The organism is Actinacidiphila glaucinigra (assembly GCF_035918135.1).
GTDB classification, from domain to species: domain Bacteria; phylum Actinomycetota; class Actinomycetes; order Streptomycetales; family Streptomycetaceae; genus Actinacidiphila; species Actinacidiphila glaucinigra.
In genome coordinates this window covers 939578-951711 of the sequence record NZ_CP109144.1, presented here as the reverse complement: position 1 = coordinate 951711, position 12134 = coordinate 939578, and the positions used below count along the sequence as shown (strand labels likewise).

Annotated in this window: 11 protein-coding genes; 5 read left to right on the top strand and 6 right to left on the bottom strand. The window is 73.4% G+C overall.

The window, feature by feature from the left end; translation table 11 throughout:
* The first annotated feature begins 35 nt into the window (after positions 1-35).
* From OIE69_RS04065 to OIE69_RS04055, 3 genes are read left to right on the top strand one after another with little or no spacing between them, the layout of a single operon-like run.
* Positions 36-908: an ABC transporter ATP-binding protein gene (locus tag OIE69_RS04065; protein WP_326570540.1), complete on the top strand. Its 873-nt coding sequence runs from the start codon at positions 36-38 to the stop codon at positions 906-908.
* A complete protein-coding gene (locus OIE69_RS04060; RefSeq protein ID WP_326570539.1) occupies positions 905-1870 on the top strand; it encodes an iron-siderophore ABC transporter substrate-binding protein in 966 nt (321 codons plus the stop codon). The genes OIE69_RS04065 and OIE69_RS04060 overlap by 4 nt, the downstream gene beginning before the upstream one ends.
* A 5-nt stretch (positions 1871-1875) precedes the next feature.
* Entirely contained in the window at positions 1876-3942 is a 2067-nt protein-coding gene (locus tag OIE69_RS04055; RefSeq protein WP_326570538.1) for an iron ABC transporter permease, read from the top strand.
* Positions 3943-3988: 46 nt separating this feature from the next.
* Here the strand turns inward: OIE69_RS04055 and OIE69_RS04050 are convergent, their stop codons facing one another.
* Positions 3989-4684, bottom strand: a complete 696-nt coding sequence (locus tag OIE69_RS04050) for a hypothetical protein (protein ID WP_326570537.1) — start codon at positions 4682-4684, stop codon at positions 3989-3991.
* Between the two features lie 320 nt (positions 4685-5004).
* Positions 5005-6348 carry a lysine N(6)-hydroxylase/L-ornithine N(5)-oxygenase family protein gene (locus tag OIE69_RS04045; protein WP_326570536.1) on the bottom strand — a complete coding sequence of 448 codons (1344 nt, stop codon included), beginning with the start codon at positions 6346-6348 and terminating at the stop codon, positions 5005-5007.
* A gap of 82 nt (positions 6349-6430) precedes the next feature.
* Here OIE69_RS04045 and OIE69_RS04040 point away from each other — a divergent pair, with 82 nt between their 5' ends.
* Both OIE69_RS04040 and argB read left to right on the top strand, forming a co-directional pair.
* Complete coding sequence (locus tag OIE69_RS04040) at positions 6431-7378, top strand: methionyl-tRNA formyltransferase (protein WP_326570535.1); 948 nt, start codon at positions 6431-6433, stop codon at positions 7376-7378.
* The gene (argB, locus tag OIE69_RS04035; RefSeq protein ID WP_326570534.1) at positions 7375-8235 is read left to right on the top strand and encodes an acetylglutamate kinase; all 861 of its coding nucleotides are present in this window, start codon (positions 7375-7377) and stop codon (positions 8233-8235) included. The genes OIE69_RS04040 and argB overlap by 4 nt, the downstream gene beginning before the upstream one ends.
* A gap of 246 nt (positions 8236-8481) precedes the next feature.
* On the opposite strand, the gene OIE69_RS04030 is transcribed toward argB, so the two are convergent.
* From OIE69_RS04030 to OIE69_RS04015, 4 genes are all read right to left on the bottom strand, one after another.
* The gene (locus tag OIE69_RS04030) at positions 8482-8739 is read right to left on the bottom strand and encodes a hypothetical protein (protein ID WP_326570533.1); all 258 of its coding nucleotides are present in this window, start codon (positions 8737-8739) and stop codon (positions 8482-8484) included.
* Positions 8740-9144: 405 nt separating this feature from the next.
* On the bottom strand, positions 9145-10002 hold the full coding sequence (locus OIE69_RS04025) for an ABC transporter ATP-binding protein (RefSeq protein ID WP_326570532.1): 858 nt from the start codon (positions 10000-10002) through the stop codon (positions 9145-9147).
* 4 nt (positions 10003-10006) lie between these two features.
* Complete coding sequence (locus tag OIE69_RS04020; RefSeq protein WP_326570531.1) at positions 10007-11068, bottom strand: FecCD family ABC transporter permease; 1062 nt, start codon at positions 11066-11068, stop codon at positions 10007-10009.
* Positions 11069-11070: 2 nt separating this feature from the next.
* Positions 11071-12036 (bottom strand): FecCD family ABC transporter permease, encoded by a 966-nt coding sequence (locus tag OIE69_RS04015; protein ID WP_326580965.1) that lies wholly within the window; start codon positions 12034-12036, stop codon positions 11071-11073.
* Positions 12037-12134 lie beyond the last annotated feature (98 nt).

Below are 12134 nucleotides of genomic sequence, written 5' to 3'. Positions count from 1 at the left end.
TTCGGGCAAGAATTAGGTTAGGCTAACCTTCGTTCGTGAGTTCTACGGAAGAGACTGTCACGGCCTCCGGCGTGCGCGGTCACCGGCTGGCGGCGTACGACGTGACCGTGTCGTACGACGGGGTCGACGTCGTCCACGACGCGGCGATCACCCTCCGACCCGGTGAGGTGACCGCCCTCGTGGGCCCCAACGGCAGCGGCAAGTCGACGCTCCTGCGCACGGTGGCACGCCTGCAGCGTGCCCGCCGTGCCACGCTGACGATCGACGCGCACGACGGGACCACCGCCGACGGGCTCGCCCTGACGGCGCGTGATTTCTCCCGCCGGGTGGCCCTGCTGACGCAGGGCCGCCCCACGCCGAGCGGGCTGACGGTACGCGACGTCGTGGAGTTCGGCCGCTACCCCCACCGGGGCCGCTGGGGCCGCCCCGACCCGCACGGGCCGGCCGCGGTGGACCGCGCGCTGGCGATGACCGGTGTCGCCGACCTCGCCGCCCGCGGCGCCGAGCACCTCTCCGGCGGCCAGCTCCAGCGCGTCTGGCTCGCGAGCTGCCTCGCCCAGGAGACCGGGGTGCTCCTCCTCGACGAGCCCACGACCTACCTGGACCTGCGCTACCAGGTCGAACTGCTGGACCTGATCCGGGACCTGGCCGACGACCACGGCATCGCCGTCGGCGTCGTCCTGCACGACCTGGACCAGGCGGCCGCCGTGGCCGACCGGATCGCCCTGCTGCGGGCGGGCCGGATCGTCGCCGACGGCCGCCCCGAGGACGTGCTCACCCCGCAACGCCTCACCGACGCCTACGGGATACGGGTCGACGTCGACACCGACCCTCTGACCGGCCTGCTGCGCACCCGCGCCGTCGGCCGCCACCACGCACGCAACGAAAGGCCCGTCACCACCCCATGAGACGCTCCATCGTCATCACCGCCGCTGCCGCCGCACTCGCCCTCGCCGGCTGCGGCACGACCGAGCCGGCCGCGGACGGCGCCGCCAAGGACACCAAGGGCATCACACTCACCGACGCGAGCGGTGCGAAGGTCACCCTCGACGGGCCGGCGAAGAAGGTCGTCGGCACGGAGTGGAACGTCGTCGAGTCCCTCGTGACGCTCGGGGTGGACCCGGTCGGTGTCGCCGACGTCAAGGGCTACAGCACCTGGGACACGGCCGTCCCGCTGAAGAACCGGCCCAAGGACATCGGCACCCGCGGCGAGCCCAGCATGGACACCATCGCCTCGCTCTCCCCGGACCTGATCGTCGCCACCACCGACCTGCCGGACGCCGCCGTCAAGCAGCTGCAGAAGATCGCCCCGGTCCTCGAGGTCCGCTCCGCCGACGCCGCCGACCCGGTCGGGCGGATGAAGGAGAACCTCGACCTCATCGCCGAGGCCACCGGCACCACCGCCGAGGCCGACGAGGCGAAGAAGGCCTACGACACCAAGGTCGCCGAGGGGAGGAAGGCCCTCGCCGACGCCGGCCTGGCCGGCACGAGGATCGCGTTCGCCGACGGCTACGTCGCCTCCAACCAGGTCTCCGTCCGCCCCTACACCGCCGGCTCCCTGATCGGCGGCGTCAACACGGCGCTCGGCCTGGAGAACGCCTGGAAGATCGAGGGCGACAAGGACTACGGCCTGGCCGCCACCGACGTCGAGGGCCTCACCGGCCTCGGCGACGTGCAGTTCGCCTACATCGGCAGCGACAGCGAGGGCGACGTCTTCGCCGACGACCTCGCCAAGAACTCCGTCTGGACGTCCCTGCCCTTCGTCAAGAAGGACAAGGTGCACCGGCTGCCCGACGGCATCTGGATGTTCGGCGGCCCGCAGTCGATGGAGGCGTACGTCGACGCCCTCGTCGGCGCCCTGACGAAGTAGCGCTCGTGGCCGTCACCGCAACGACCCCCGCCACCCGTCCGCACGCGGCCGGCTCCCGGACGGGAGCGGCCGCGGTGACGGCCGCGCTCGTGCTCCTGGTCGCCGCCCTCGCGGTCGTCGACATCACCCAGGGCACCGCCGCCGTCGGCCCCGCCGAGGTCTGGAAGGCCCTCACCGGCCGGGCCGTCTCCGGCGACGCGTCCGTCGTGGTCGCCTCCCGCCTGCCCCGCATGACGGCCGGTCTGCTGGTCGGCGCAGCACTCGGCATCGCCGGGGCGGCGCTGCAGGCCGTGAGCCGCAACGTGCTCGCCGCGCCCGACACGCTCGCCGTCAACGCCGGTTCGTACCTGGCCCTGGGCGTCCTCATGGTCACCGGGACGTCCCTGCCGCTGCTCGCCTCCTCCGGCGTGGCCTTCGCCGGCGCACTCGCCGCAGCCGCCGTCGTCCTGTCGCTGTCGGGGCTGGGCGCCGGGACCGTGCGCCTGGTCCTGGCCGGCAGCGCGCTCACCCTCGGACTGACCTCCGTCACCGAGGGGCTGATCCTGCTCTTCCCGCAGCAGACCAACGGCCTCTACCAGTGGAGCCAGGGCAGCATCAGCCAGAACGGCTTCGACGGCGTGGCGCAGATGGCCCCCGTCGCCGTGGCCGGTGTCGCCGGACTGCTGCTGGTGGCCCGCCGCGTCGACGCCCTCGCACTCGGCGACGACGCCGCCCGCGGCCTCGGCGTCCCCGTCCGCGGCACCCGGATCACCGTCGTCGTGTTCGCTTCGCTGCTGTCCGCCGCGGCGGTGACCCTCGCCGGGCCCATCGGCTTCGTCGGCCTGTGCGCGCCCGCCCTCGTACGGCCCCTGGCCCGGCGCTTCCGGCCGTTGGTGCGCACCCGCTCCGGACTGCCCGTCATGGGCCTGACCGGCGCGGGCCTGGTGCTCGGCGCGGACGTCCTGCTGCGCGCCGTGGTACCGGCGCAGACCGCCGTCGCGGTCCCCACCGGGGTCGTCACGAGCCTGGTCGGCGCGGTGTTCCTGGTCGTGATGGCGCTGCGGGCCCAGGACTCCGCTGGGGTGGGAGCGCCGGACCGGATGCGCATCCCCGGCCGCGCGGCGTTCCTGGTGACCGTGGCCCTCCTCGTCGCCGTACTGGTCGGGCTGACCGTCGCCGGAGTCCTGCTGGGCGACACCAAGCTGCTCCTGGGCGACGTCGCCAACTGGACGCAGGGCAGGGCCGGTCAGGCCGTCTCCTTCGTCCTCGACACCCGCGTGCCGCGGGTGCTCGCGGCACTCCTGGCGGGGGCGGCGCTCGCCCTGTCCGGCACGCTGGTGCAGGCCGTCACCCGCAATCCGCTCGCGGAGCCCGGCATCCTCGGCGTCTCCGGCGGCGCCGCGCTCGGCGCGGTGCTGCTCGTCACGACGGTCCCGGTCGCCGGGGCGTGGGGCGTGGCGGCGGCCGCTTTCGCGGGCGCCGCGGTGACCGCGGTGCTCGTCTTCGGGCTCGCGGCGCGGGGCGGCTTCCAGCAGACCCGGCTGGTCCTCGTCGGTGTCGGCGTGTCCGCGGCCGCGACGGCCCTGATCAGCCTGCTCATCGTGCTCACCGACCCGTTCAACGCGACCAAGGCGCTCACCTGGCTGTCCGGCTCCACCTACGGACGGACCGTGCCCGACACGCTGCCTGTGGCGGCCGCCCTCGTACTGGGTCTCGCCGTCGCGGTCGCGCGGCGCACCGAACTCGACCTGCTGTCGGTCGACGACGACACCCCGGCCCTGCTCGGACTGCGCCGCGGCCCGGCCCGGCTCGGCTTCCTCGTGACGAGCGTGCTGCTCACCGGGACGGCCGTGGCCGCGGCCGGCACCATCGGCTTCGTCGGGCTGGTCGCCCCGCACGCCGCCCGGGCCCTGGTGGGCCGCCGGCACGTCCGCGTCGTACCGGTCGCCGTGCTCCTGGGCGCCGCGCTGGTCTGCGCGGCGGACCTCCTCGGACGTACCGTCATCGCCCCGGCCCAGATCGGCGCGGGCCTGATGACCGCCGTCATCGGCACGCCGTACTTCCTGCACCTGCTGCTGCGCACCCGCCGCTGATGCCGTGACCGGAGGGGTTCGCCGGGTCGCGGCGCCTGGCACGCCATCAGCTGGTCCAGGGCAGGCGGATGGCTTCGATCCCGGGGTCCGCGAGCAGTGCCTCCACCAGTGGGCGCGGGCCGCAGACCTTGGTGCCCCACAGGTCGTAGTCGGTGCAGACGACCCAGGAGCGATCCGCGGCCCACAGGTTGGACGGGGTGTACAGGATGTCCGGGTGGTCGAAGAGGGACCGGGCGTCCCCCAGGCGGCCGGAGCGGACCTGCCCCTTGTCGAAGTCCCGCGCGATGATCGGGTTGTAGTACGCCAGGCAGGGGGTCTCCGCTCCCTGGGGGCTGTGCGCGGTGAGGAACCGGATCAGCTGGTCCCATGTCGGCCTGTCGAGACTGCCCTCCGCGGGCCATTCGATGGAACCGGGCCGGATGGGCGTCCTTTCCGTGGAGGGGAAGCAACGGAGACAGGGGTACAGGCCGTGTGGCACGACCGGATCGCCGAGGCGGGCGGCCAGTTCCGCCCAGCGCAGCCGCTCCCAACCCGGGCCCGGGTGCTCGTCCCGGCTCTGGGCGTGGTTGACCGAATCCCCCGCGGTGCCCCCGCGTTCGTACATGCCGCCGAGCACCCAGGCGGCGTCCGGCCGGCCGGGTGCCTCGTAACCGGTGAGGCCGTCGTCCGAGGTGAGCCCGGCGAGCCAGTCGGTCTCGGAGGTGGGCGCGAGGGGCCACAGGGCGAGGATGTCATCGGGCATCCGGCCAGGCTACGGGCCCGGGCAGCAGTGACCGGTGCCGCGACCCGGTGAACCTTCCCGGCACCGGCACCGCGGCCGGCCGCGGGCCGCTCGATTTCCGCGCCGGGCGCGGAAAATCGCTGTCCGGTCGCCCGAGCACGGTGATGGACACCCGGAGTGGAGAAGACCCCGGGGAGGGCCCGGACGCGGCAGACGCCTCCCTGCGGGGCACGGCGGGTGAGCTGCTCCTGGCCTGGGATCCCGGGGGACAGAACCTGGGCCCGCGACTTCGGCGGACGCCTCTGAGGGCCGCCGGTCGTCCGGCGGCCCTCAGGCGCGGTTCAGGGGCGGGCCGCGGCCGTCGCGACCGGCTCGTCCTGACGGGCGGCGAGCGAGGCGACGATCTCGCCGGCCCGGACGGCGGTGGTGGACAGCAGCGTGGAGGTCAGCCCGTGCGTGTGCTCGGTGCCGCCCTGCACGTAGATCCCCGCCCGCACCTCGGGTGCGACCTCGACGCGGTGGTCGCGGCCGACGCGGAGGGCGTCGCCGTCGTCGCGCAGGCAGATCTTGGCGGACTCCCCGAGGAGGGTGCCGACGTCCTGGGAGCGGTAACCGGTCGCGTGCACGAGGACGTCCGTCTCCAGGACGTGCCGCTCACCGGTCGGCAGGAACTCCACCGTCACGTCGAGGCCGTCGTCCGCGGCGCTCACGTCCCGGATGCGGGAGACGTTGAGGAAGCGCAGCCGTTCCCGGCCCTGCACCTTCTCGCGGTAGGAGGTGGCGTACAGGGCCTCGATGAGGTCCATGTCGACCACCGAGTAGTTGGTGCTGCGGTGGTAGTCGAAGAGGGACTGCTTCACCTCGGACGGAGAGCCGAAGTAGAGGTCCACCGCCTCGGGGTCGAAGATCCGGTTGGCGAAGGGGCTGTCGTCGGCGGGCGTGTAGCCGTACTTGGCGAACACCGCGCAGATCTCCGCGTCGGGGAAGGTGCGGTGCAGGAAGTCGACCGCCTCGGCCGCGCTCTGCCCGGCGCCGAGGACGACGGCCCGGCGCACCGGGGTGCCCGTCGCGGTGAGCTCGGCGACCCTGGGCAGCAGCTGGCTGTTGTGCCACACGCGGTCCGACAGTTCGGTGCCCGGCGGCAGGTGCGGCTCGAGCCCGACGGCCACGCTGATGTTGCGGGCCCGGTGGGTGACCGTGCGCGTGGGGTCCTCGGGGTCCCGGCACATCACGTCGAGGTGGTCGACCTCTCCGTCGGCTCCGCGGACCGGTGTGACCGACAACACTTCCGAGGAGTAGTCGACGACGGGGGCGACGCGGGCGGCGGCCCACTCGAAGTAGTCGTGGAACTCGACGCGGAGCGGGAAGAGCGTCTTCTGGTTCAGGAAGTCGACCAGCCGGCCCTGCTCGCGCAGGTAGCACAGGAAGCTGAAGTCGCTGGTCGGATTGCGCATGGTGACCAGGTCCTTCAGGAACGACACCTGCATCGTCGCGTCGTCGATGAGCATGCCGCGGTGCCATCCGAAACGGGGTTGCCGTTCCAGGAAGCGGGCGTTGATCCGCCGGGAGTCCGGGACTTGTGCGTTGTGCTCCTCGATGGCTATCGCCAGAGCGAGATTTGACGGCCCGAAACCGATTCCCAGGATGTCGTGGATGGTGTCCGGCTCATTGAGCGGTGCTGTCACCGTTGCATCGCCTCCCTATGCGCGCCACATACTAGATAAGGTAAGCCTAACCTTGCAATAATCACTGAAGGAGAGGCAGCCCATGCGGGTCGTCATGTTCGGTTATCAGACCTGGGGACACCGGACGCTGCAGGCCCTGCTGGAGTCGGATCACGAGGTCGTCCTCGTCGTGACCCACCCCAGGAGCGAGCACGTCTACGAGAAGATCTGGGACGACTCGGTGGCGGAACTCGCCGAGAAGCACGGCGTTCCCGTGCTGCTGCGCAACCGCCCGGACGACGCCGAACTGCTGGAGACGATCAAGGCCGCGGCACCCGACGTCATCGTCGCCAACAACTGGCGCACCTGGCTGCCGCCGGAGATCTTCGACCTCCCGCCGCACGGCACCCTCAACGTGCACGACTCCCTGCTCCCCGCCTACGCGGGCTTCTCCCCGATCATCTGGGCGCTCGTCAACGGCGAGGAGCGGGTCGGCGTCACCGCCCACCGCATGGACGGCGAACTGGACGCGGGCGACATCCTGCTGCAGCGCTCGGTGCCCGTCGGCCCTGACGACACCGCCACCGACCTCTTCCACCGCACCTGCGACCTGATCGCACCCCTCGTACGCGAGTCGCTGGACCTGATCGCCTCCGGCCGCGCCGAGTGGACGCCCCAGGACCGCTCCCGCGCCAGCTTCTTCCACAAGCGCTCCGTCGAGGACAGCCGCATCGACTGGAACTGGCCCGCCGAGGACCTGGAACGGCTGGTACGCGCGCAGTCCGACCCCTACCCCAACGCCTTCACCTACCACCGCGGCGAGCGCATCAGGATCGTCTCCGCCGCCGTCTCGCAGGCCCGCTACGGCGGCACGCCCGGCCGCATCTTCATCCGCGAGGGCGACGGCGTCGTCATCGTCGCCGGCGCGGACGCGCGCGGCGGCCACCGCAAGGGTCTGCTGGTGCGCACCGTCCGCACCGACGACGGCACCGAGTACGCGGCCGGCGACTGGTTCCGCACCATGGGCGGCTACCTGACGACCCGTCCGTGACGACCGCACTGGCCGGCCCCGGGCCGCTGCCCGCCCTGCGCGCGCTCGGGGGCCGTACCGTCGTCGTGAAGGTGGGCGGCAACGCCATGGGCGACGGCTCCCTGCTGCGCACCTTCGCGCAGGACGTCGTCCGCATCCGGGAGGCCGGGGTGCGGGTCGTGGTGGTGCACGGCGGCGGCCCGCAGATCAGCGCCCAGCTCGACCTGGTGGGCATCGAGGCCCGCTTCGTCGGCGGGTTGCGGGTCACCACCCCCGAGGTCCTGGACGTCGCGCGGATGGTGCTGGCCGGCAAGGTCCAGCGGGACCTCGTCGGGCTGCTCAACGAGCACGGCCCGTACGCCGTGGGCCTCACCGGCGAGGACGCGCACACGCTGACCGCGGTGCGCCGCTACGCCCACGTCGACGGCGAGATCGTCGACATCGGCCTCGTCGGCGAGGTGACGGAGGTCAACACGGCCGCCGTGGACGTGCTGCTGGACCACGGCCACATCCCCGTCGTCTCCTCGCTCGGCCGGGGCACGGACGGCCAGATCTACAACGTCAACGCGGACGCGGCGGCCGGGGCCCTGGCCGCCGCGCTCGACGCCGAGGCGCTGGTCGTCCTCACCGACGTGCCCGGGCTGTACGCCGACTGGCCGCGCCGCGGGCGTGTCCTGGACCGGCTCACCGCCGCCGAACTGGAGGCGATGCTCCCGGTGCTCGGCGGCGGCATGGTGCCGAAGATGGAGAGCTGCCTGCGGGCGGTACGGGCGGGAGTCCGCACGGCCCGCGTGCTGGACGGCCGCGCCCCGCACGCGCTGCTGCGCGCGCTGACCGCGGGGCCGGGCGGGGCCGGCACGACCGTCCTGCCGGGCTAGGCCGTGTCGTCACGTGAGCCCCCGGCCGGCGCTGGGGGAAAGCCCCAGGCGCGGTGCGGTGCGTCGCAGGGCGGAGAGTCGAGTCGACAACTCCCCGGGCCGACGGCCGGGGAGTGCCGCTGAGTGGGGCACCCCCGGCCGGAGGTTGTTCGCCGGGGGTTGTTCGCCGGGGGTGGCCGGCTCGCGGTCGCCCGTGCCCGTCCGCCCCGGCGGATGTCCCGGAACGGGTCAGCCGGCCCCTGCCGGTCAGTCGCCCTCGTCCCCCGGCTCGGGCAGGATGCGGCCTCCCTCGGCGGCGAACCGGGCGGGGCTGTCCTTGATGATCACGAGGATGCGCGACTCCGGTACGCCGGTCACCCTGCTGCCGGCGGCCGAGATGTCCATGGCCGGCTGTGTCTTCTCCGCGTCCGCGTGGCCCGCGCGTGTGGTCGCCTCGATCAGAAGGGGACGTGAGGGGGCCGAATCCGTGAAGACGCTGTCCTCGGGCAGTTCGGCGAACGTCACGTGCACGAAGGAGGTGGGCGCCCCGGTGATCGACGCGTGAGACGCGTGAACTCCGCCGCCAACTCGGCCTTCTGCTCCGCCGAGACGGTGTTCTGCGTGGTGACCACATGGTGGACAGGCATGGACCGCTCCGATCACCCGTGCGGAGGCCGCCCTACCGACACCGTAGGTCGCCGTCGCGGGTGCCGCAGGTCGATGACGGCCCGTCGGGCGGGGGCCGCGCCACTGCGGGCTCACAGGCGCAGGCGTAGAGGACTCGGCCCCGGCGTCGTACTGCGGTCCGGCGCCCTTGCCGGCCTCAGTGAGGGGACGCCCGTGGTCGACGGGCCGGGCACGCGCGGTGGCGCCTAGCCCGTACCCCGTGCACCGGCGGGCGGGAAGGCGCGGCGCCATGGTGCCGCCCGGTCACTCGGCCGCGACGGGTACCGCCTCGTGGTGGCGGCCCATGGGGATCACCAGCGGGGTGCCGCTGACCGGGTCGGTGGTGACCTGGCAGCGCAGGTCGAAGACGTCCGCGACGGTCTCCGCGGTGATCACCTCGTCCGGCGGGCCCTCGGCGGCGATCCGCCCCGCCTTCATCGCGATGACGTGGTCGGCGTAGCGGCAGGCCTGGTTGAGGTCGTGCAGGACCATCACCACCGTGCGGCGCTCACGGCGGTTGAGGTCGGTGACGAGGTCGAGGACGTCGATCTGGTGGGCCAGGTCGAGGTAGGTGGTCGGCTCGTCCAGCAGGAGGACGGGGGTGCCCTGGGCGACGGCCATGGCGATCCACGCCCGCTGGCGCTGGCCGCCGGACAGTTCGTCCACGGGCCGGTCCGCGAGGTCGGCCATGCCGGTCGCCGCCAGTGCCTCGTGGACGGCCAGCTCGTCGGCCTTGGACCACTGCCGCCACCACGTCTGGTGCGGCGAACGGCCGCGGCTGACCAGGTCGATCACCGTCAGCCCCTCCGGGGCCACCGGGGTCTGCGGCAGGATGCCCAGCTGCTGGGCGAGTTCCCGGGTCGGCACCGACCGCAGGGCGCGGCCGTCCAGCTCGACGACACCCTGGCGGGGCGCGAGCAGCCGGGCCAGGGCGCGCAGGAGGGTGGACTTGCCGCAGGCGTTGGCGCCGACGATGGCGGTGATGCGGCCGGAGGGTATGACGAGGTCGAGGTCCTCGACGACCAGCCGGTTGTCGTATGCCAGGTGCAGTCCGCGCGCCCGCAGGTCGGGGCCGGTGGCGGTGGGGGCCGCGGCGGTGGGGGCGGGGTCGGTGGTCGCCATGGGTTCAGCCTCCTGAGCCCGCGCGGTTGGCGCGGATGAGCAGCCAGAGCAGGACCGGCGCGCCGATGACGCCGGTGACGATCCCGACGGGCAGTTCCGTGCCGGGGATCGCTTCACGTGCGATGAGGTCGGACCCCAGGACGACCAGCGCGCCGGTCAGTCCCGAGGCGGCCAGGGGCGGCCACGCCGTGCCGGCCATTCGCTGGGCGATCTGCGGGGCGGCCAGCGCCACGAAGGCGACCGGGCCCGCCGCGGCCGTGCCGAAGGCGATCAGCCCGACGCCGAGGAGCAGCAGGGCCAGCCGCACCGGCTGCACGGGGGTGCCGAGGCCGGCCGCCACGTCGTCGCCGAGCTGCAGGATCCGCAGCCGGCGGCCCATGCCGAGGGCGAGCGGCACGAGCACGGCCATGGCGACCGCGAGCTGCGTGACCTGGTCCCAGGTGCGGCCGTTGAGGTTGCCCACCAGCCAGCCCAGGGCGGCCTGCGCCTCGAAGCGCTCGCCGCGCGCGACCAGGTAGTCCGTGGCGCTGGTGCACATCCAGGACACGCCGATGCCGACCAGGATGATGCGGTAGCCGGTGGGGCCGCCCTTCCAGGCCAGCGCGTAGACGAGCAGCGCCGTGACCAGCGCTCCGAGCAGGCCGAGGCCCTGGGTGCCCAGGCCGCCGTCCCAGCCGAGCACGATGCCCGCGACCACGGCGGTCCCCGCGCCCTCGGTCAGCCCGATCATGTCGGGGCTGGCCAGCGGGTTGCGGGTCATCGTCTGGTAGAGCGCGCCGGAGATGCCGAAGGCGATGCCGACCAGCAGTCCCACGAGTGCGCGCGGCAGGCGCAACTCCCGTACGACGAGCACCGTTCCGGGGTCGCCGGCGCCGGTCAGGGCCTTGACCACGTCGGTGAACCCGATGGGGTAGTCCCCGAGGGTCACGCCCCAGCAGAAGAGCAGGAACACCGCGGCGACCAGGGCGGCGCACAGCGCGACCAGTCGCGGCCGGAGCACTCCGGAGACCGGCGGGGCCGCCAGCCGGAAGGGCCGGCGGCCGCGGAGCGGGGCGAGGGCGGTCACGGTCAGACCTCCGCGAGTTTGCGCCTGCGGACCAGGGCGATGAAGAACGGGCCGCCGATGAAGGCGACGAGCACCCCGGCCTGCACCTCGGTGGGCCGGGCGACGACCCGGCCGAGGATGTCGGCGGTGAGCAGCAGGCACGGTGCGAGCACCGCCGACAGCGGCAGCAGCCAGCGGTGGTCGGGGCCGATGCCCGCGTACTGGGCGAGCACCCGGGCGACGTGCGGCACCACCAGGCCGAGGAAGACCACCGGGCCGATCACGGCGACCGACGCGCCGGTCAGCAGCATCACCGCCACGACCCCCTGCAGGCGTACGAGGCCGAGCCGGCGGCCGAGCGAGGCGGCCACGTCGTCGCCCAGGGCCAGGCTGTTGAGCGCGGGGGCGGTGGCGAGCGCGAGCACCGCGCCGACCGCCAGGAACGGCAGGATGCTCCGGACCACGGCGCCGTCCTGGTCGGCGAGGGTGCCCGCGGACCAGAAGCGGTAGCGGTCCAGGGCGTCGGGATCGGTGAGGACGATCGCGTTGGTCAGCGAGAACAGCAGGAAGGTGACGGCGATTCCGGCCAGCGCGAGCTTCACCGGCGTCGCGCCCGAGCGGCCCGTCCGGCCGAGCAGGAAGACCAGCACGCTGGTGCCGAGCGCGCCGGCGAAGGCGAACCAGATCGTGCCGTACAGCGAGCCGATCCCGAACAGGGCGATGGCGAGGACGATCCCGAAGGACGCGCCCGCGCTGACGCCGAGGATGCCGGGGTCGGCGAGCGGGTTCCGGGTGAGGGCCTGCATGAGCGCGCCGGACATCCCCAGGGCCGCGCCCGCGGTGAGACCGAGGACGGTGCGCGGTACGCGGACGGTCCAGACGATGTTCTCGACGAGCTCGCTGGAGGGGTGGCCGAAAAGTGCCCGGACGACCTGGTCCGGGGGGATGTCGACGGCGCCCAGCCCGATCGAGAGCACGCACAGCGCCATGAGGGCGGTGGCGGGCAACACGACGAGCAGGGCTGGGCGCAGGCTTCTGCGCGCGGTCACCGGCCTGGCTCCACGGCCACCATCCTTAGGTTAGGCAC

Coding starts and splice junctions, on each gene's coding strand:
- OIE69_RS04040 (WP_326570535.1), top strand. CDS start 6,431: ATGCGGGTCGTCATGTTCGGTTATCAGACCTGGGGACACCGGACGCTG.
- OIE69_RS04025 (WP_326570532.1), bottom strand. CDS start 10,002: ATGGCGACCACCGACCCCGCCCCCACCGCCGCGGCCCCCACCGCCACC.
- OIE69_RS04015 (WP_326580965.1), bottom strand. CDS start 12,036: ATGGCGCTGTGCGTGCTCTCGATCGGGCTGGGCGCCGTCGACATCCCC.
- OIE69_RS04050 (WP_326570537.1), bottom strand. CDS start 4,684: ATGCCCGATGACATCCTCGCCCTGTGGCCCCTCGCGCCCACCTCCGAG.
- OIE69_RS04060 (WP_326570539.1), top strand. CDS start 905: ATGAGACGCTCCATCGTCATCACCGCCGCTGCCGCCGCACTCGCCCTC.